General features: G+C 72.7%; 19 protein-coding genes. 5 read left to right on the top strand and 14 right to left on the bottom strand.

The window, feature by feature from the left end:
• Positions 1–184: 184 nt before the first annotated feature.
• The 9 genes from IF47_RS0120825 to IF47_RS0120785 form a co-directional block, all read right to left on the bottom strand.
• On the bottom strand, positions 185–1,399 hold the full coding sequence (locus IF47_RS0120825; RefSeq protein ID WP_031510412.1) for a S8 family peptidase: 1,215 nt from the start codon (positions 1,397–1,399) through the stop codon (positions 185–187).
• A 384-nt stretch (positions 1,400–1,783) separates the two neighbouring features.
• Positions 1,784–2,371, bottom strand: a complete 588-nt coding sequence (locus IF47_RS0120820; RefSeq protein WP_051717974.1) for a GNAT family N-acetyltransferase — start codon at positions 2,369–2,371, stop codon at positions 1,784–1,786.
• A gap of 287 nt (positions 2,372–2,658) precedes the next feature.
• A complete protein-coding gene (locus tag IF47_RS0120815) occupies positions 2,659–2,991 on the bottom strand; it encodes a TcmI family type II polyketide cyclase (protein WP_031510409.1) in 333 nt (110 codons plus the stop codon).
• A gap of 18 nt (positions 2,992–3,009) precedes the next feature.
• Positions 3,010–3,495: an SRPBCC family protein gene (locus IF47_RS0120810; protein ID WP_031510408.1), complete on the bottom strand. Its 486-nt coding sequence runs from the start codon at positions 3,493–3,495 to the stop codon at positions 3,010–3,012.
• A gap of 1 nt (position 3,496) precedes the next feature.
• Positions 3,497–3,715, bottom strand: coding sequence for an acyl carrier protein (locus IF47_RS0120805; RefSeq protein ID WP_483855128.1), 219 nt, complete (start codon positions 3,713–3,715; stop codon positions 3,497–3,499).
• 127 nt (positions 3,716–3,842) lie between these two features.
• The gene (locus IF47_RS0120800) at positions 3,843–5,102 is read right to left on the bottom strand and encodes a ketosynthase chain-length factor (RefSeq protein WP_031510406.1); all 1,260 of its coding nucleotides are present in this window, start codon (positions 5,100–5,102) and stop codon (positions 3,843–3,845) included.
• Entirely contained in the window at positions 5,099–6,367 is a 1,269-nt protein-coding gene (locus IF47_RS0120795; protein ID WP_031510405.1) for a beta-ketoacyl-[acyl-carrier-protein] synthase family protein, read from the bottom strand. Before IF47_RS0120795 ends, IF47_RS0120800 begins: the two co-directional genes overlap by 4 nt.
• Positions 6,364–6,783, bottom strand: coding sequence for a cupin domain-containing protein (locus tag IF47_RS0120790; protein ID WP_031510404.1), 420 nt, complete (start codon positions 6,781–6,783; stop codon positions 6,364–6,366). Before IF47_RS0120790 ends, IF47_RS0120795 begins: the two co-directional genes overlap by 4 nt.
• Positions 6,784–6,911: 128 nt before the next feature.
• Positions 6,912–8,051: a SchA/CurD-like domain-containing protein gene (locus IF47_RS0120785; protein WP_031510403.1), complete on the bottom strand. Its 1,140-nt coding sequence runs from the start codon at positions 8,049–8,051 to the stop codon at positions 6,912–6,914.
• Positions 8,052–8,425: 374 nt separating this feature from the next.
• Here IF47_RS0120785 and IF47_RS0120780 point away from each other — a divergent pair, with 374 nt between their 5' ends.
• Positions 8,426–10,105 (top strand): FAD-dependent oxidoreductase, encoded by a 1,680-nt coding sequence (locus tag IF47_RS0120780; RefSeq protein WP_031510402.1) that lies wholly within the window; start codon positions 8,426–8,428, stop codon positions 10,103–10,105.
• Positions 10,106–10,228: 123 nt separating this feature from the next.
• On the opposite strand, the gene gudD is transcribed toward IF47_RS0120780, so the two are convergent.
• Complete coding sequence (gudD, locus tag IF47_RS0120775; RefSeq protein WP_031510401.1) at positions 10,229–11,575, bottom strand: glucarate dehydratase; 1,347 nt, start codon at positions 11,573–11,575, stop codon at positions 10,229–10,231.
• A gap of 351 nt (positions 11,576–11,926) precedes the next feature.
• Between gudD and IF47_RS0120770 the strand changes: the two genes are divergently transcribed.
• Both IF47_RS0120770 and IF47_RS0120765 read left to right on the top strand, forming a co-directional pair.
• The gene (locus tag IF47_RS0120770) at positions 11,927–13,105 is read left to right on the top strand and encodes a spore photoproduct lyase family protein (RefSeq protein WP_031510400.1); all 1,179 of its coding nucleotides are present in this window, start codon (positions 11,927–11,929) and stop codon (positions 13,103–13,105) included.
• 76 nt (positions 13,106–13,181) lie between these two features.
• Entirely contained in the window at positions 13,182–13,967 is a 786-nt protein-coding gene (locus IF47_RS0120765) for a ThuA domain-containing protein (protein WP_031510399.1), read from the top strand.
• Positions 13,968–14,112: 145 nt separating this feature from the next.
• On the opposite strand, the gene IF47_RS0120760 is transcribed toward IF47_RS0120765, so the two are convergent.
• A complete protein-coding gene (locus IF47_RS0120760; protein WP_031510398.1) occupies positions 14,113–14,529 on the bottom strand; it encodes a CBS domain-containing protein in 417 nt (138 codons plus the stop codon).
• A 148-nt stretch (positions 14,530–14,677) separates the two neighbouring features.
• Here IF47_RS0120760 and IF47_RS0120755 point away from each other — a divergent pair, with 148 nt between their 5' ends.
• The gene (locus IF47_RS0120755) at positions 14,678–15,667 is read left to right on the top strand and encodes a magnesium and cobalt transport protein CorA (RefSeq protein ID WP_031510397.1); all 990 of its coding nucleotides are present in this window, start codon (positions 14,678–14,680) and stop codon (positions 15,665–15,667) included.
• Positions 15,668–15,782: 115 nt separating this feature from the next.
• Complete coding sequence (locus IF47_RS0120750) at positions 15,783–16,040, top strand: hypothetical protein (RefSeq protein ID WP_031510396.1); 258 nt, start codon at positions 15,783–15,785, stop codon at positions 16,038–16,040.
• On the opposite strand, the gene IF47_RS0120745 is transcribed toward IF47_RS0120750, so the two are convergent.
• Genes IF47_RS0120745 through IF47_RS0120735 form a run of 3 tightly spaced genes read right to left on the bottom strand, consistent with a single transcriptional unit; the run spans position 16,006 to position 18,196 of the window.
• Positions 16,006–16,815, bottom strand: a complete 810-nt coding sequence (locus IF47_RS0120745; protein WP_051717970.1) for an aminoglycoside adenylyltransferase family protein — start codon at positions 16,813–16,815, stop codon at positions 16,006–16,008. The genes IF47_RS0120750 and IF47_RS0120745 overlap by 35 nt on opposite strands.
• A 20-nt stretch (positions 16,816–16,835) precedes the next feature.
• Positions 16,836–17,435, bottom strand: a complete 600-nt coding sequence (locus IF47_RS0120740; protein ID WP_031510394.1) for a TetR/AcrR family transcriptional regulator — start codon at positions 17,433–17,435, stop codon at positions 16,836–16,838.
• Positions 17,420–18,196, bottom strand: coding sequence for an enoyl-CoA hydratase family protein (locus tag IF47_RS0120735; protein WP_037733030.1), 777 nt, complete (start codon positions 18,194–18,196; stop codon positions 17,420–17,422). Before IF47_RS0120735 ends, IF47_RS0120740 begins: the two co-directional genes overlap by 16 nt.
• Between the last annotated feature and the right edge of the window lie 3 nt (positions 18,197–18,199).

Genomic DNA, 18,199 nt, shown 5'->3' with positions numbered 1-18,199 from the left:
CGCTTCGTCGAAACCGTTGTGCACGGATATGCCCGTGGCATCGCGATGGGGCCGTGGACGGGGTCGTGGATGGGATCGTGGGAGAAACGCGAGGCCGTCTCCTCCGGGCCGGTGGGCCCGGAGGAGACGGCCGTGGCGGTGCGGGACGGGGAGGTGCCCCCGCGGTGGTGTCGCGCCGTCGGGATTACGGCACGAGCCGCAGCATCCGGTTCGGGGAGCCCGTGCCGACGCCGGTCAGCGTGTTGGCGGTGGCCCCGTTCACCAGCGCGCTCGACACCGCGGAGGGCGAGGCGCCGGGGTGTCCGGCCAGGTAGACGGCGGCCGCTCCGGCGACGTGCGGGGCGGCCATCGAGGTGCCGGAGATGGTGCTGGTGGCGGTGTCACTGGTCCGCCACGCGGCCGTGATGGACGAGCCGGGAGCGAAGATGTCCAGCACCGAGCCGTAGTTGGAGTAGCTCGCCCTGGCGTCCGTGCTGGTCGTGGCGCCCACGGTGATCGCGCTCGGCACACGCGCCGGGGAGGTCGACGAGGCGTTGGTGGAGGAGTTGCCCGCCGCGACCGCGTAGGTCACGCCCGATGCGATGGAGTTGGCGACCGCGTTGTCCAGCGCGGTGCTGGCGCCGCCGCCCAGGCTCATGTTGGCCACGGCGGGCTTGGTGGCGTTCTGGGTGACCCAGTTGACGCCCGCGATGACGCCCGCGGTGGTGCCGGAACCGTTGTTGTCCAGCACGCGCACGGCGACGATCCTCGCCTTCTTGGCCACGCCGTACGTGGTGCCCGCGGCGGTGGAGGCGACGTGGGTGCCGTGGCCGTTGCCGTCCTGCGCGACGTAGTCGCCGTCCACGGCGTCGTAGCCGTTCACGGCCCGGCCGCCGAAGTCGCTGTGGCTGACGCGCACACCCGTGTCGATGACGTAGATCGTCACGCCCTGACCGGCGGAGTCCGGGTAGGTGTAGGTGCCGTTGAGCGGGGTGTCGGCCTGGTCGATCCGGTCCAGGCCCCAGGGCGCGTTGGTCTGGGTGGCGGAGATGGAGACCTTCTGGTCCTGCTCGACGGAGGCGACCGCCGGGTCGGCGGCGAGCCGCTTCGCCTCGGCCTCGGACATCTTGGCGGCGTAGCCGTTGAGCACGGTGCCGAAGGTCTGCTTCACCTCGCCGCCGTACTCGGCTATGAGGTTCTTGCCCGCTCGGGACGTGGCCTTGACGCCGGAGTCCTTCTTGAGCGTGACGATGTAGCTGCCCTTCACGGCCGCGGGGGATTCCGCGTGCAGAATCCTTCCTTCAGCGGGTGTGGGGGCGGCCTGGGCCGGCAGGGCGGCGACCGTACCGAGCAGCGCGGTGGCGGCGGCCACCGAAACGGCGCCGGCGATACGGCTCTTGAGGGAACGCGATCTTGCCATTACGAGGGATCCTCCTCATTGGCGGCGCACCCCGTGGGGCACGCACTGTGGGGGGAGTACGCGGGATCGCGTACGCGACCGGGAGTCCGCGTCCGACTCACGGCTGCACAGCAGATTGATCCAACTGCCCCCGATGCGCAAGAGAGTTGACCGCTTGTCATGTCGTGGACACAAGCTTGCAACCGAACATGCGCGGATTGTCGCCGCTCGATGGGAAAAACCCCTTCGTCTCTTCCCTGCCGGGCCGACCGGGAGAATGCGGATATCGCCCGGCACGCGTTCCCCGGGCGCCACCGCGTCGAGGCCCTGGCGGTGACTCCGCCCACGGGCGCGGTCACGGGGCGGCTCGAACCGGTCCGCCCGATGCCCCGCCACGCCCGTGTGTCAGAGCCCCGGAAGAGTTCCGAAACGGTGCGGCCGGCGGAGAGGCTCCGTGGGACGGGTCAGCCGCCAGACCACGTCGATCCCACTGTCCGAGGGAGCCGCGGGCGGAGCCGCCCGTTCGCGCCCGACCTCGACGAACCCCAGCCGTCGCGGTACGGCGCCACTGGCGGTGTTGGCCGAGTCGTGCACGATGTCCAGATGCTCCACGCCCGGCAGGGCGAACGCCTCGGCCGCCATGGCGGCGACGGCTCGTGTGGCGATGCCCCGGCCCGTGGCGGCGGAACGCAGCCAGTAACCCATGGCGCGGCCGGACGGATCGCCCGCGCGGTACGTCGAGCAACTGCCCACGAGCGCGCCGTCCACGGTGATCGCGTAGTTGTACGCGTCGCCGCTTCGCCACTTGGGATCGCACTCGGCGAGGAAGGCGCGGGTGGCTTCCGGAGCATGGTGGGCGACCCAGGGCATCCACGGTCCGAGGTGTTCGAGGGACTCCTCGATCATCCGGAACAGTGGCTCGAAGTCGCTCTCCGCGCGCCAGCGCCGCAGGGTGAAGTCCCCACAGTCGACGGTCTCCCGAGGTCGGTCCATGGCCGTCATGGTCGTTCGGCGGACGGAACCTCCGCAATCGGATATCGCGCGCGACGAGGCGACGAGTCCCACCGTCCGCCGACCTCCGCCGGCCCCGGAGCGCCGGGGTCGCTGGTGCGGTTCGACGGGACAGACCGTCCGTAGAGCCGTCCGTGGCCGGTGTCCGACCGACGTGGGGTGAGGCACGGAGCGGGAAAACGGGGAGGGGGCGAGGAGCGTCCCGCCGCGGGGTGCCGCGGCGGAGCGGGTTCTCCTCGCCCCCTCCCCGTGCTGCTTCTCTCCGGTGGTCAGCCGTTGGGGTTGTCCCAGCGGTAGAAGCAGTGGGCCATGGCGTCCTTGGGGCTGCGCCAGGTGGCCGGGTCGTAGGCCTTGACGTGGGCGGACAGTTGATCGCTGATGGCACGGAACTCGGGGTGGTCCGTGACCTGGGCGATGGCGGGTCCGGGGGGTCGGCGGCTTTCGATGAGGTGGAAGTAGAGGTCGTCGCCGAAGTGGAAGAGACGGCGGTGGGTGACGCCCACCAGGTGGGGGAGTTCGCCTCGGTCCGATTCGGCGAAGATCTTGGCGATGTCGGGAGCCGATCCGGGGTTCATCCGGGCGACGATCAGCGCGTGGTGCACGAGGTGTTCTTTCCGGGGTCAGTCGGCGGTGGCCGCGGCGGCGGGGGCTGAGCGCTCGCGTGCGACGCTCTCGACGCGGTCGCGGATGAGCGCCATCTGGGTGCGGGAGTTGCGGTTGATGTTGTCCGTCATCCACGCGTCGTCGACGGGGGCCTCGGGCTTCATGGCGAAGTCCTGGATCCACCGCATCCGCACGCCTTCGGGGGTGTCGGTGTAGGTCCAGCGGATGTTCATGTACGCGAAGGGGCCGGTCTCGACGCGGCGGGCGGTGACGGTGCGGGTGGCACGGTCGGCGACGCGCTCGGAGACCCAGCTCCACACGGTGCCGTTGTCGTCGGGGTGCATGGTCAGGCGGAAGGTGGTGCGGTCCCCGTCCTGTTCCAGGATGTCGATGGAGGCGTACTCGCTGAACAGGTTGGGCCAGTTGGGAAGGTCGTTGGTGATGTCCCAGACCAGGTCCAGGGGGGCGTCGATGAGGATCTCGTTGTCGGTGTGGCCGGCCATGTCACGCTCCCGTGGCGAGGGTGTTGTTGACGCAGTCGAGGAAGGCGCGGGGGGTCTTGCACTGTTCGGCGTTGTCCGGGAGGTTGCGGCCGTGCCGCTTCTCCAGTTCGCCGACGATGCCCAGCAGACCGAGGGAGTCCAGGCCGAAGGCGTCGAAGGGGGTGTCGGCCCGGGCCGCGAGGTCGTCGGGGTCGACGGCCACGCCCGCGGTCTGCCGCATCAGGGCGGCCAGTTCCGCCACGCTCACCGGGCCGGTGGCCTGCGCCGCGGCGGGTCCGGCGGTTTGGACGGTGGTCTGATCGGTCATGCGGATGCACTCCTTCACTGAGGGTGGTCCGGTGGGGGGTTCAACGGGACGCCGAGGCGCCAGTGCGGAGGACGAGGGCCGCGTTGGTGCCCATCAGCCCCCGGCTGAGCACCAGGGCGGTGCGCAGGGGCGTGGGATGGGGGCGGTCGGTGATCAGGTTCAGGTCGCAGCAGGGGTCGGTGAGGTTGGGGGTGGGGGGAACGAGGTGGTGTTCCATGGCCAGGACCGCGGTGGCGACGTCCAGTACGGGAGCGGCGCAGTAGGCGCGGCCGATGCCGGTCTTGGGGGCGGTGACGGGCACGCGCCTGCCGTGCGGTCCCAGGGCGTCGACGAGGGCGGCGGCCTCGGCCCGGTCCGCATCGACGACACCGAGGGCGTCGGCGAAGACGACGTCGATCTCCTCGGGGGCGCAGTCGGCCTCGGCCAAGGCGCCGCGGATGGCGTGGGCCAGTCCCTCGCGGGTCCGGTCCCAGCGACCGCTGCCGGTGAAGGTGGCGGCGTGGCCGGCGACCGTGGCCCGCACCGGCGCTCCGCGCCGGTGGGCGGCCTCCTCGGACTCCACCACGAGCATGGCGCCGCCCTCGGCGGGGGCGAAGCCGCGGGCGCCCGGGGTGAAGGGTGTGTAGGCGCTCCGCGGGTCGTCGGCGGTGCTCAGTTCGGGGTAGCCGAGCTGGCAGACCATGGAGTAGGGGGCCAGAGGGGCCTCGGCCGCGCCGACCAGGACGGTGTCGGTGCCCCGGCCGACGGTGCGGGCGGCGTGCGCCAGGGCGTCCAGGCCGCCCGCCTCGTCGCCGGCCACCACCCCGCAGGGGCCCTTGAAGCCGCCGCGGATGGAGATCTGACCGGTGCTGGCCGCGTAGAACCAGGCGATGGACTGGTACGGGCCGACGTGGCGGGAGCCGGAGCCCCACAGCTTCTGCAACTCGCGCTGGCCGAACTCGCCGCCGCCGGAGCCCGCCGCGGTGACCACGCCCACCGAGTAGGGGGAGTCGAGGTCGGCGTGGCCCAGCCGGGCGTCCTCCAACGCCCAGACGGTGGCGACCATCGCGAAGTGGGTGAAGCGGTCGGTCTGCACCAGGTAGGTGTCCTCGATCACCTCGGCCGGGTCGAAGCCATGCACCTCTCCGGCCACCCGCAGCGGCAGGTGGGTGCAGCCCTCCCGGTCGATCCGGCCCAGGGCCGTGACGCCGTCGGCGGTGTTCTTCCAGAAGGCCTCCGTCCCGATCGCGCCCGGCGCGACCACGCCGATGCCGGTGATCGCCGCTCGCCGCTCCGGCTTCGGTTCCGGCTCCGCGTTCATCGTGTCCTCCCCTCGGGCCGGGTGAGGACGACGGCGGATTGGAAGCCGCCGAAGCCGCTGCCGACGGACAGCACGGTGTCGATGGTGTGTTCGCGTGCCTGGCGAGGGACGTAGTCCAGGTCGCATTCGGGGTCGGGGGTGTGGTAGTTGGCGGTGGGGGGCACGACCTGGTGGACCAGAGCCAGGACGCAGGCGACGAGTTCGATGGAGCCGATGGCGCCCAGCGAGTGGCCGACCATGGACTTGATCGAGCTCATCGGGGTGGAGTAGGCGTGGGTGCCCAGGGAGCGTTTGACCGCCGCGGTCTCGTGGCGGTCGTTCTGTCGGGTGCCCGAGCCGTGGGCGTTGACGTAGTCGACGTCCGTTCCGTTCCGGCGGGCCTGGTCCAGGGCGGTGTCGATGGCCCGGGCCATCTCCAGTCCCTCGGCGGTCAGTCCGGTCATGTGGTAGGCGTTGCCGAATCCGGCGTAGCCGGCGATCTCGGCGTGGATGCGCGCGCCTCGGGCCCGGGCGTGCTCCCACTCCTCCAGCACCAGGACCGCGCCGCCTTCGCCCATGACGAACCCGTCGCGGTCGGCGTCGAAGGGGCGGGAGGCGTGGGCGGGGTCGTCGTTGTTGGGGGAGGTGGCCTTGATCGCGTCGAAGCAGGCCATGGTGATCGGCGAGATCGGGGAGTCCGAGGCGCCGGTCACGCAGATGTCGGCGCGGCCGTCGGCGATGGCGTGGAAGGCGTAGCCGACCGCGTCCAGGCCGGAGGTGCAGCCGGTGGAGACCGCCTGGACCGGGCCGTGGGCGCCGATGTGCTCGGCGACGGTGGCGGCCAGGGTGCTGGGGGAGAACGCGCGGTGCAGGTGCGGTCCGGCGCGGTGGTGGTCCACCGCCCACCGGGTGCCGCGCTCGCTGACGGCCACGTAGTCGTTCTCCAGCCGGGTGGTGCCGCCGACCGCGGTGCCCAGGAACACCCCTGTCCGCCAGGGGTCCTCCCGTTCGACCTCCAGACCGGCGTCGGCCAGGGCCTCGGCGGCGGCGACCAGCGCGAACTGCACGTACCGGTCGCAGCGCTCGGTCTGTTCCACGGTCAGGCCGTGGGCGAGGGGGTCGAAGTCGCACTCGGCCGCGATCTGCGACCGCAGGCCGGCCGGGTCGAAGAGGCTGATCCGCCGGGTGGCGGTCCGGCCCGCCGAGAGCAGGTCCCAGAACGCCGGGGTGCCGATGCCGCCGGGGGCCACCACCCCCAGGCCGGTCACGGCGACCCGACGGGTCACGACCCCACCCCCGAGGGTTCCACCGAAGCGGTGGTGTCCTCGGTGTCGACGTGGCCGAGCTCCGGCCGCGGCGCCAGCGGGCCGAGGTGGAACACCAGCCGGGCCGGGGTGTCGCCGACGTTGCGGAACCGGTGCCGCACGTTGATCGGGATCAGCAGGGCCTGCTCGGGGCGGAGCGGGTGCGGCTCCCCGTCCAGGTCCACCTCCCACTGCCCGTTGACGACGTAGACGAACTCCTCGGAGTAGGGGTGGTAGTGCTCGCCGATGCGGTCTCCGGGGTCCACCAGGGCCACTCCCATGAATCCGCTGGTGGTCCCCACCGTCGCCGGCGTGAGCATGGCGCGCAGATCGCCTCCACGCCGACGGTTGGGCGGAATCTGGTCCAGGTCCACGATGCACGAACGCAGCTCGGTCATGATCAATCACTCCATGGGGGTGAGGGGCGCTGCCACGGCGGCAGGCGGTGCGGAGGGGGAACGGCCGGTGCGCCGGTGGTCGAAGGTCCGGCGCCGCACGGTCGACGGTGGGCCGTGCGCGGCGGCGGTCAGGAGACCGGCGCGCCGCGGTCGGCCAGGAGTCGCATGTCGGTGTGGGCGAGGAGGCGTAGGAGTCGGCGGTCGTCGGTGAGGGGCCCGTCGATGCCGAGGGCGTCCCGGTCGAGCAGGGACGCGGCCTCGGTGGCGGCCTCGGGGGTGGTCAGGCCCAGGGTCGCCGCGGGGACCGTCTCGGGGTCGCCGTCGATCTCCACCAGACGGACGACGAGGTCGTCGCGGTGGAAGACGGTGGCGGCCCGCAGGGGACCGTGCGGGTCGGCGGCGGCCGTCTGGTCCTGCCGCGCCAACAGGCGCGCCAAGGCCTCGCCGTGACCGGCCGCGGCCGGCCAGCACAGGGCTCGTCGGCACGTCCGGGACGAGGTCGGTCGGTCGGCGGCGACGTGGTGGACGGCCGGCAGCGCGGCCCGGGTGAAGAACTCCCGCGCCGCCTGTACCTCCGTCAGGTTCCGCTCTCGTTCCAGGTGTGGGGCGAGGGCCTCCTCCACCGCGCGCACCTCGGGCAGGGAGACGAGGTGGAGCAGGCAGGTCAGCAGGTCGCCGCGCGCCCGCCGCAGCTCGAAGGTCTGCACCACGCGGTCGCCGTGCAGGAACAGCGCGGTGCGTCCCAGCCGCACCGGGTCCTCCTCCCGAGGGACGGGCAGCGGGTGGCCGGCCAGGATCTCGGCGACCTTGGACTCGCTGCCCGGGGTGACGGTGTAGGTGAGCGCGTGCCGGACGACGCCGTCTCCGACCCGCACCGGAACCCGTGCCTCGGTCGTCTCGGTCACGTCGGAGCCGGTCTCCCGTACGATGCCGAACCGCAGCGATCGCATGTCCGTGACGCAGGCCCGCAGCGGCTTGACCAGTTCCAGGTGTTCCTCGCTGTTGACCCACGCCAGGAACGGGGGCGCGCTCTCCCACTCGCTGGTGATCAGCCACTGGGACGGGTCCTCCACCGACTGGCACACCTGGTCCCGGATGTGTCCCGGCGTGGACGCCACCTGTCGGCACATCCGCTCGTAGGCGTCGAGGAACCGTTGCCGGGCCCCGTCCTCGACCTCCAGCAGCAGCACGACCCGGAGCCTGGAGCCGTCGAACGCCGACTGTGAGACACCACCCGACACCTGCGGTCCACGGCCCGAGGCAGTCATCCGGCACACCTCTCCTTCACAAGGGGATCGAAAACTTCGAGATCTTCGGAGTCCTGGAATCTCCGGGGGCACGGGGGATCCGGGGAGCGGAGGGACCGACGCCCCTTCGCCCCGGCGCCGGCTGCCGCGATCTTGATCGTGTGACGGGTCCGGCCGCCCCGCAAATCCTGCGGATCATCCAGGTGACGGCGTGCCAAGCGCTCTCGGGGAGTCGACATGTGACGGCCCCCCAGCCGCCGGCTCCCCGACCTTCCGGCTCCCCGGCGGACTCATCCGGGTGATGTGGGGGCAAGGCCGGGCGGTGCGGTGGCATGCATCACCACCGGTGTCCGTGCTCGCGGGTGCCGGTGGATGCGATGTGTTGGAGGCCAGTGATGCACAACGAAGCCGACCTGAAAGTCCCGGTCCTCATCGTCGGCGGTTCCCTGGTGGGCCTGTCCGCCTCGCTGTTCCTGGGGCGCCTGGGCGTGCGGCACACCCTGGTGGAACGGCACTCGGGCACCTCCACCCACCCCCGCGGACGCGGCAACAACGTGCGCACCATGGAGCTGTTCCGGACCGCCGGGGTCGAGGCGGCGATCCGGGAGGCCGCCTCGGTGCTGGCCGACAACCACGGCATCTTCCAGGCTCCCTCGCTGGTGGGCGAGGAGGGCACGTGGTTGTTCCAGCAGATGGACCCGGACGGCAAGCTGGCCCGTATCAGTCCCAGTTCCTGGTGCCTGTGCAGCCAGAACGACCTGGAGCCGGTCCTGCTGGAGTCCGCCCGCGCCCTCGGCGGCGACCTGCGTTTCGCCACCGAGCTGATCTCCTTCGCGCCCGACTCCGACGGCGTCACCGCCACTGTCAAGAACCGACACACCGGCGACCACACCACCATCCGCGCCGATCACCTCATCGCCGCGGACGGCCCGCGCAGCCCCATCCGCGAGCAGTTGGGCATCGGTCACAGCGGACCGGGCGAGCTGTTCCACAACGTCAGCGTCACCTTCGACTCCCGCCGGCTGGCCGAAGTCGTCGGCGACCGCCGGTTCCTGATGTGCTACCTGACCCGTCCCGACGCCGACGGGGCCCTGCTGCCCGTCGACAACCGGGAGCGGTGGGTCTTCCACCTGCCCTGGCGCCCCGATCGCGGCGAGACCCTGGAGGACTTCACCGACGCCCGGTGCACCGACCACATCCGCCGCGCCGTCGGCGACCCCGACCTCGACATCGAGATCACCGGCCGCGCGGCCTGGCACGCCGCCGAACGCGTCGCGCTGTCCTACACCGCCGGCCGCGTCCACCTCGCCGGGGACTCCGCGCACGAGATGTCCCCCACCGGCGCGTTCGGCGCCAACACCGGCATCCAGGACGCCCACAACCTCGCCTGGAAGCTCGCCGCCGTCCACCACGGCTGGGCGGGACCGGAGCTGCTGGCCACCTATGACGCCGAGCGTCGCCCCGTCGCCCAGGCCACCGCGACCCGTGCCTCCGACCGTTCCGCCGAGCACCACCACCCCGGCTACACACCGCCCCCCGCCGCCGGCGGCGGGCCCGATGGCCCCGGAGGCCCCGGAGGCAAGCCCGGCGGGGGCGGGCCCGGGGCCGCCATCCTCGCCACCGCCCTGGCCTACCGCTACGTCCGCGGCGCCGTCCTCGGCGTCGACCCCGCCACCCCCATCCTTCCCCCCACGCCCCGACTGACCGGCGAGCCCGGCAGCCGCGCGCCCCACCTGTGGCTGGACCACGACGGCCGCCGCGTCTCCACCCTCGACCTGTACGAACGCACGCCGGTCCTCCTCAGCTCCGACACCGCTCCCGAGTGGCACACCGCGGCCCGACAGCTCGTCCAGCGCCTGTCCGTCCCCTTGGCCTCCTACCGCGTCGGCACCACCCCCGACGCCGACCTCGTCCCCGCGGACGACGCCGACTGGGCCCGGCACCACGGCGTCACCCCCCAAGGCGCCGTCCTCGTCCGCCCCGACGGGTTCGTCGCCTGGCGCTCCCCCGGCCCCGACTCCCACCCCCGCGACACCCTCCACTCCGTCCTCACCACCCTGTTCGCGCTCGCCTGAGCGGACCGGGCCCCGACGACGGCGACCGCCGCGAGACGCACGGAGGTCTCGCGAACACCGAGGACGTCGTCCGCCGGCCCCGCGCCCGGCGTACGGGCCGGGCGCGGGGCGGGGTCTTTCCGCTCAGCGGACGAGGGCCGGGCGTTTGCGGTCGAACCGCCAGCCGGGCACCAGGTACCGCATGGCCGCCGCGTCGTCCCGGCCTCCCAGGCCCAGACTCTCGTACAGCTCGTGCGCCGCCTCCACCCGTTCCATGTCGAGGTCGACGCCGAGGCCCGGTCGTCGGGGGACCTCCACCATGCCGTCCTCGATGACGAGGGGGTCGGTGGTCAGGTGCTCGCCGTCCTGCCAGATCCAGTGGGTGTCGATGGCGGTGATGTCCCCGGGTGCGGCCGCCGCGACGTGCGTGAACATGGCCAGGGACACGTCGAAGTGGTTGTTGGAGTGCGAGCCCCAGGTCAGCCCCCAGGCGTCGCAGAGCTGGGCGACTCGGACCGATCCGCCCATCGTCCAGAAGTGGGGGTCGGCCAGGGGGATGTCCACCGCGTCGCCGCGGACGGCGTGCCCGAGCTGCCGCCAGTCGGTGGCGATCATGTTCGTCGCCGTGCGCAGGCCGGTCGCGCGGCGGAACTCCGCCATGGTCTCGCGGCCCGAGTAGTCGTTCTCCGGGCCGCAGGGGTCCTCGGCGTAGGACAGGACGTCGCGCAGGGCACGGCCCAGGGCGATCGCCTCCTCCAGCGACCAGCACCCGTTGGGGTCCAGCGTGACGCGGGCGTCCGGGAAGCGTTCGGCCAGCGCTCGGACGGTCTCCGCCTCCTCGGCCCCCGGCAGGACACCGCCCTTGAGCTTGAAGTCCCGGAACCCGTACCGCCGCCGAGCGGCCTCGGCGAGCCCGACGACGGCCTCGGGCGTGAGGGCCTCCTCGTTGCGCAGCCGGAACCAGTCGTCCCGCGCGTCGGGCTCCGTCCGGTAGGGCAGGTCGGTGCGGTTCCGGTCGCCGATGTGGAAGAGGTAGCCGAGCACCGGGACGCGGTCGCGCTGCCGGCCCTCGCCGAGCAGGGCCGCCACGGGCACCTCCAGGTGTCGCCCCAGCAGGTCCAGCAGCGCCGACTCCACCGCGGTGACCGCGTGCACGGTGACGCGCACGTCGAAGGTCTGGACGCCCCGGCCGCCGGCGTCGCGGTCCGCGAAGCGTTCCCGGATGGACCGCAGCACGGCATGGTGGTCCGCGATCGGCCGGCCGACGACCAGGTCCCGCGCCTCCTCCAGGGTGGTCCGGATGCCCTCGCCGCCCGGTACCTCGCCGACCCCGGTGCGCCCTTCCGAGTCGGTCAGGACGACGAGGTTGCGGGTGAAGTACGGGGCGTGGGCTCCGCTCAGGTTCAACAGCATGCTGTCGTGGCCCGCGACGGGAACGACCCGCATCCCGGTCACGACCGGGCGGGCGCAAACGGATGTCGGGTGGGGCATGGGGCGTCCTTCCACGGGTGGGTGGGCGGGAGGCTGTGGACGGAGGGCTGTGGACGGGGCGGGATTCGTCGGCCGTGCTCGGCGGTTCCGTCGACGCGGTGCGGCGCACGCCCCGCCGTCGCGCGGTCGGCGGGCGACGGGCTCACGAGCGGCCGACGGCGGTCACGCAGACCGTGACGACGCCCACCGCGCGACCGGTTCCCGGAGTCGCGGCCCCGCGCCGGCGCGCTCCGGGCTCGGTGCCTCCCGGCGCTCGCCACGGGGCGTGGGCTCCGGAGCCCACGCCCCGTGGCGAGCGCTCCCGTAGACTCGACGGTGCGTCCGTCGTCCGCGAACCGTCCGGAGCCCTCCGTGCAGCACCACCCCGACCGGGCGGACGGCCTGTTCCCCGTGGAGGACCTGCTGCCGCCCCTCCCCTCCGGAGCGGTCCGCCGCCCGGCGTCCGGGACGGCCTTCCGCGACTCCCCCGCCGCGGCCCGGATGCTCGACGTGCGGGAGATACACGCCGAGCCGGAGGCCGCCGCCTCGGACCGCGGCCGGGAGATCATCGCTCGTTTTCCCCGGGCCCGGGTCGTGGAGGTCGCCTCGCACTGGCGGATCCCGCGGCTGCACGGAGACGAGGACAACGCAGCGCGCTGGGTCCGGGTGAAGACCGAGACGCTGGTCCTGGGGGTGCGGAAGACCTTCGCCCCGCGTCCCAACGGTCGCTCGGCCGACTGGATCGCACCGGGCCTCTCCAACGGCTGCGCCATGGCCTGCGCCTACTGCTACGTGCCCCGGCGCAAGGGCCACGCCAACCCGATCACCGTCTTCGTCAACACCGAGGAGATCATCGGCCGCATCGCCCGCCACGTCGCGGCGCAGGGGCCCAAACGCGTCCCCAACCAGTGCGACCCCGCCGCGTGGGTGTACGACGTCGGGGAGAACGGCGACTGCTCGGTGGACGCCCTGATCTGCGACGGCACCGCCGAGCTGGTCGCCGCCTTCCGGCAGTGGCCGACGGCGAAGGCGTCCTTCGCGACCAAGTTCGTCAACCCCGACCTCCTGGCGTTCGATCCGCGCGGCCGAACCAGGATCCGCTTCTCCCTCATGCCGGCCGCCGACTCCCGGCTGCTGGACCTCCGCACCAGCCCGGTGGCCGAGCGGATCGCCGCCGCGGGCGACTTCCTGGAGGCCGGGTACGAGGTGCACTTCAACCTCTCGCCGGTGGTGGTGCGTCCCGGCTGGGAGGCCGCGTGGGCAGAGCTGCTGCGGGAGCTCGACGACGTCCTGCCTCGAGCGGTGAAGGAGCAGGCGGCGGCCGAGGTGATCATGCTCACCCACAACCGGGACCTTCACGAGGTGAACCTGAACTGGCATCCGCGCGCCGAGGAGGTGCTGTGGCGGCCGGATCTCCAGGAGGTCAAACGCTCGGAGAACGGGAGCCTGAACGTGCGCTACCGGGCCGGCGCCAAGGGCGCGGCCCTGGAGCGGCTGCGCGGACTGGTCGCCGCCCACGCCCCCTGGTTGAACATCCGCTACGCCTTCTGACCCCCCGTCCGGTTTGGACCGGGAGCCGCCCCGGGGAGCGTAGTGGGCGTCGCGTCACCGACCCCTTGGAGCGATCATGGCGCCACGGCCGCCCTCCCCCGAAGCGCCCCTGCGGGTGACCGTGTGGAGCGAGGGCCGACACGAGCGGCGGGACGCCCAGGTCGCCGAGCGGTACCCGAAGGGCATGCACGGCGCCGTCGCCGAGGGCATCGAGGAGAACCTCGGCTCCCGGGTGCGCGTCCGCACCGCGACGCTGGACGAGCCGGACCACGGGCTGACCGAGGAGGTGCTGGCCGCGACGGACGTGCTCACCTGGTGGGGGCACCTCGCGCACGACGAGGTGTCCGACGAGGTGGTGGAGCGGGTCCACGAGCACGTCCTGGCGGGCATGGGACTGATCGTGCTGCACTCGGGCCACTACTCCAGGATCTTCCGCCGATTGACGGGGACGAGCTGCACGCTCCGCTGGCGCGACGAGCGCGACCGCGAACTGGTGTGGACGGTCGCCCCCTCGCACCCCATCGCGGCCGGCGTGCCGCAGCCCATCGTCATCGGGGAACAGGAGATGTACGGCGAGTTCTTCGACATTCCGGTCCCGGACGAGTTGGTGTTCGTCAGTTCCTTCTCCGGCGGGGAGGTTTTCCGCAGCGGGTGCGTCTTCCGTCGGGGCCACGGGAAGATCTTCTACTTCAGTCCCGGTGACCAGGGCTACCCCGTCTACCACCATCCCGATGTGCGGCTGGTCGTCTCCAACGCGGTCCGCTGGGCCGCGCCCGAGGGGGAGCGGCGGGTCCCGACGTCGGCCCGCTGCGAGACCGGCTGGTTCGAACGCGGGGCCGGGGACGGGACGGGCCGGGCGTGAGCGCCCGCGTCACACACGCGGCGGGGGCGCCGAGGCCGGACGTGGGCCACGACGGAACCGACGGAACCGATGAAATCGAGCGGGCGGCCCCGCCCCCGCGAGGTCCACGAGGTCGGAGCCGCCCGGCGCGAGCGGTGGTGGGGAGTCAGTCGGTGGAGAGGGCTTCGAGCACGTCGCCGACCGCGCGGTCGGGCAGGGCCCGCGCGACATCGGCCAGCGCCACGATGCCGACGAGCCGGTGCCCGTCGATCACCGGCAGGCGGCGGACCTTGTGCGAACTCATGGTGTTCAGGATCTCGTCCGCGTCGTCGTCGGCGCCGATGGTGACCGCCTCGCCCTGTGCCAGGTCACCGGCCTTGATCCGGGCGGGGTCCTGCCCCGCGCCGAGCACCTCCACCACGATGTCCCGGTCGGTGAGCACACCCTCCAGCCGGTCGTCGTCACCGCAGATCGGCAGGGCGCCCACATCGAGTTCGGCCATCCTCCGCGCCGCGTCCAGCACGCTCTCCTTCGTCCGCACGCACTCGGCACCCTCCGTCATGATCTCGCGTGCCGTCGTCATGCCGCCCTCCTCGACTGTCGTGGTTCAGGGACGAGAAGGCGGATAACCCCTGAAACACCAGCCAAACACAACGGACGTGACTCATCGGCATTCACCGGCTGTTTCGGTCACCGTGCATGGAACCGGCACGGTGGCGCAGGCGTGAGGCATGAGGTCTGTGATCTACCGCGAGCGGTCGGGCGATGGGGAACAGGTGGACTGCACACCGGCGGACGGCGGTTGTCAGGCCGTCCTGAGCCGCCTGGCCGTCCTGGAGGAGGACGAGTTCGGGTGGATCCACCTGGACGACCCGCAGCAGCACGAGTTGGAGGAGCTGGCCGAATACCTGGGGCTGCATCCACTGGCGGTGGAGGACGCGATCCAGGCTCACCAGCGCCCCAAGCGGGAGCGGTACGGGGACGTGCTGGCGGTGGCGTTGAAGACGCTGCTGTACATCGAGGACGGTTCGGAGGTGGAGACCGGCGAGGTGATGGTCTTCCTCGGGCCGCGCTTCGCGCTGACCGTCCGTCACGGCCCGGTCGACCCCACCGTCGAGGCCGCACGTCGGCTGCGGGCGGAGCCGGGAATGCCGCGCTTCGGCCCGGTCGCCGTGTTGCACGCCGTGCTGGACGTGGTGGTCGACTCCTACAACGACGCGGCCGCCCGGGTCCGCGCCGACCTGACCGACCTGGAGCGGTGCGTCTTCTCCTCCGTCCGTGACGACGTCACCGAGGAGATCTACTCCCTCAAGCGGGAGGTCGTGGAGTTCCGCGACGCGATACGGCCGCTGGTGCCGGTGGTGCGGGAGCTCGTCACGGGGCTCGACGGGTGGCCCAAGGGCGTCCTGCCCTACTTCCGCGACGTGGCCGACCACACGCACCGCGCCGACACCGAGGTCCGTTCCCTGGACGAACTGCTGAACTCGGTGCTCGACGCCCACCTGGCCCGAGTGGGCACCTGGCAGAACGACGACATGCGTCGCATCTCCGCCTGGGCCGCCATCCTCGCCATCCCGACCATGGTCGCCGGCGTGTACGGCATGAACTTCTCCCACATGCCGGAGCTGGAGTGGACCTACGGCTATCCGCTGGCGATGGCCGCGATGGCCGTCTCGGCCGCCCTGCTGTACCGGGCCTTCCGCCGCAACGGTTGGCTCTGACCGCGCCGACGGGGCATCGGTGGGAGGAGCCGGTGGGAGGGGTGGGTGGTGGTTTGCGGAGCGGCGGTGCGGCAACGCGGCACAGGGTGAGGACATCCGCTCGAAGGAATCCCCCATGATCATCGCCATCGCCCTGCTGCTGCCCCTCCTCCTGCTGTGCGCCATGCTGGCGTTGGGGCACTACGAGGACCACGTGCTGAAGCGGCCGACACCGGCGCGCCATGCCCGTTCCCGACGGCATCTCCGCGTCGTGCCCGGGTCCGACGAGCCTTTCCCCTCCTCGGCCGTGGCCCCCGCGGACCGGGGCGACGCGCCCACCGTCAAGGACGCGCCCACCGTCAAGCCGGCCCGTCGCGCCCGTCGCGCGGCCTGACCCGACCGGCCCACCCGTCCCGCCCGGCCAGCCGCTCGATCACTCCGACGGCGTGCTCGACATGCGGTCGCAGGCGTGGTCGGAGGTCCTCCCAGCGCTCCTCTTCCTCCCCGAGGTAGACGGCACGCGCGTGGACCAGGACGGGCCGGTGCTCCGCCGGGAGACGGTCGAGCACCCAGGCGGCCGCCGCGTCCTTGGAGGTGACGGTCCCGGTCTCGAGGGTCGTTCGGACCCGGGCGAGGGTCAGCAGGACATTGCGCGTGTCGTGTTCCCAGTCGTCCAGCAGCTCCGGCACCCCGGCGACGATCGCCCGGCGGAGATCCTCGTGCGGGACGGGGTCGAGCACCTCCCCCGGCGGCGGCCCGAACAGCGGGGCGTTCCCGGCCAGCACCATGGTGATCAGCGGGGCGAGATCGGGACTCGGCGTCGGCGACGGCGTCATGCCGCCCTCGTACTCCTCGCGCAGCCACTCGCCGTACTGGAACTCGCAGGACGGCGGGTAGCGCCAGGGCCGGACGTCGGTTCCGACGACGAGGGTCAGCTCGACGGGGCGGGCCGGGCCCGATCGGGCCTTCTCACCGGAGAGTTCCAGCAGCCCGTCGACGAGCGCCCGGCGCTCCTCCTCCGTCGTGTGCCGCCGTACGACGACGAACACGTCGACGTCACTGTGCGGTCGCAGACCGCCCAGGACGGCGGAGCCGTGCAGGTACGCGCCGACGGCGTCCGGGCCGAGCACCCGGCGAACCAGACGCACGACGTCCTCCACCTGGCTCACACGCTCCTCCTTCCGGCCCGTCAGGCGCGCAGGGCCGTGTCCACGATCTCGGCCCACTGTGCCACGACCCGACGGCGGCGGGCGCCGTCGTCGGTGAGGAGGTTCGCCAGGCCCAGGCCGCGTGCCATGTCCAGCAGGCCCTGCACCGTCTCCCGCACGCCGGGCCTGCTCTCGTCCGCGTCGAGCAGGCGCACCGCCATCCGGTGCGTCTCGCGTCCGATGCGCGCCTCCAACGCGGTCACCCGGGGTGCGAGCTGTGGCTCGTTGGAGGCGGCGACCCACAGGTGGAGCGCGGCGCGGAAGAGCGGCCCGGTGTAGAGGTCGACGATCGCCTCGACGGCCTCGCGCGTGCCGGCCGGTCGCGGGAGGTTCCGCAGCGCGGCCGACCGTTCCTCCGCGACGTGTTCGACCGCCGCCGTGAAGAGGTCCTCGCGGGTGGGGAAGTGGTGCTGGGCCGCGCCGCGGGTGACGCCCGCGTGCTCGGCGACGGCCGTGACCGTGCTTCCCGTCCAGCCGTGCTCGGCCAGGCAGGTCACGGCCGACTCCAGCAGCCGTCGGCGGGTGGCGCGACTGCGGTCCTGCTTGGGCGCGTTGCCCCGTGCGGTCAGTGGTGCACCCATCCGGGGTCCCGTCGTTCGAGGAAGGCGGACACGCCCTCGCGCGCCTCGTCCGAGGCGAACAGCCGCGCGGAGAGCTCCGCCAGGCTACCGGTGTCCCGGTCGAACACCCGCAGCACCTCCGCCGTGACCAGGCGTTTGGACGCCGCGAGGCCCTGCGGCGAGCCGCGTCGCAGTCCGTCGAGGATCGGGGCCAGGGTCTCGTCCACATCGTCGGCGGCGGCCGTCACCAACCCGATGCGGGCGGCCTCGGCCGCGTCGAACCGCTCACCGGTCAGGTAGTAGCGTCCGGCCGCCCGCGGGTCGAGCCGGGGCAGCAGGGGCATCGAGATCACCGCGGGCGCCACTCCGATCCGTGCCTCGGTGAAGGCGAACGTCGCGCCCGGTCCGGCCACCGCGATGTCGCAGGCCCCCGCCAGCCCGGTGCCGCCCGCCCGCACGTGTCCGGTGATCCGGGCGACGACGGGCTTGGGGAAGGCCACGATCGTGCGCAGCAGCCGGGCCAGGGCCAGTGGCGCGTCGGTGGGTCCGTCGGCCGCGCTCGCCTCGCCCAGGTCGGCGCCCGCGCAGAACGTGCCGCCGGTGTGCGCGAGGAGCACCACCCGGGTGTCCGGGTCTCCTTCGGCGTCTTCCAGGCGCGCGTACAGCTCCCCCACCAGGCGGGTGGAGAGGGCGTTGCGGTTGTGGGGCGAGTCGAGGGTGAGCGTGGTGACGCCCCGTTCGGTCGAGCGCCGCACCAGGGTCCGCCGCCGTGTCTCCGTCACTTT

The organism is Streptomyces megasporus (assembly GCF_000718985.1).
Lineage (GTDB): Bacteria > Actinomycetota > Actinomycetes > Streptomycetales > Streptomycetaceae > Streptomyces > Streptomyces megasporus.
This window is presented reverse-complemented; position numbering and strand designations above follow the sequence as displayed.

Coding starts and splice junctions, on each gene's coding strand:
- IF47_RS0120805 (WP_483855128.1), bottom strand. CDS start 3,715: ATGCGGCAGACCGCGGGCGTGGCCGTCGACCCCGACGACCTCGCGGCC.
- IF47_RS0120825 (WP_031510412.1), bottom strand. CDS start 1,399: ATGGCAAGATCGCGTTCCCTCAAGAGCCGTATCGCCGGCGCCGTTTCG.
- IF47_RS0120740 (WP_031510394.1), bottom strand. CDS start 17,435: ATGGGTGCACCACTGACCGCACGGGGCAACGCGCCCAAGCAGGACCGC.
- IF47_RS0120750 (WP_031510396.1), top strand. CDS start 15,783: ATGATCATCGCCATCGCCCTGCTGCTGCCCCTCCTCCTGCTGTGCGCC.
- IF47_RS0120780 (WP_031510402.1), top strand. CDS start 8,426: ATGCACAACGAAGCCGACCTGAAAGTCCCGGTCCTCATCGTCGGCGGT.
- IF47_RS0120800 (WP_031510406.1), bottom strand. CDS start 5,102: ATGAACGCGGAGCCGGAACCGAAGCCGGAGCGGCGAGCGGCGATCACC.
- IF47_RS0120755 (WP_031510397.1), top strand. CDS start 14,678: ATGAGGTCTGTGATCTACCGCGAGCGGTCGGGCGATGGGGAACAGGTG.
- IF47_RS0120765 (WP_031510399.1), top strand. CDS start 13,182: ATGGCGCCACGGCCGCCCTCCCCCGAAGCGCCCCTGCGGGTGACCGTG.
- gudD (WP_031510401.1), bottom strand. CDS start 11,575: ATGCCCCACCCGACATCCGTTTGCGCCCGCCCGGTCGTGACCGGGATG.
- IF47_RS0120760 (WP_031510398.1), bottom strand. CDS start 14,529: ATGACGACGGCACGCGAGATCATGACGGAGGGTGCCGAGTGCGTGCGG.
- IF47_RS0120810 (WP_031510408.1), bottom strand. CDS start 3,495: ATGGCCGGCCACACCGACAACGAGATCCTCATCGACGCCCCCCTGGAC.
- IF47_RS0120790 (WP_031510404.1), bottom strand. CDS start 6,783: ATGACCGAGCTGCGTTCGTGCATCGTGGACCTGGACCAGATTCCGCCC.
- IF47_RS0120820 (WP_051717974.1), bottom strand. CDS start 2,371: ATGGACCGACCTCGGGAGACCGTCGACTGTGGGGACTTCACCCTGCGG.
- IF47_RS0120785 (WP_031510403.1), bottom strand. CDS start 8,051: ATGACTGCCTCGGGCCGTGGACCGCAGGTGTCGGGTGGTGTCTCACAG.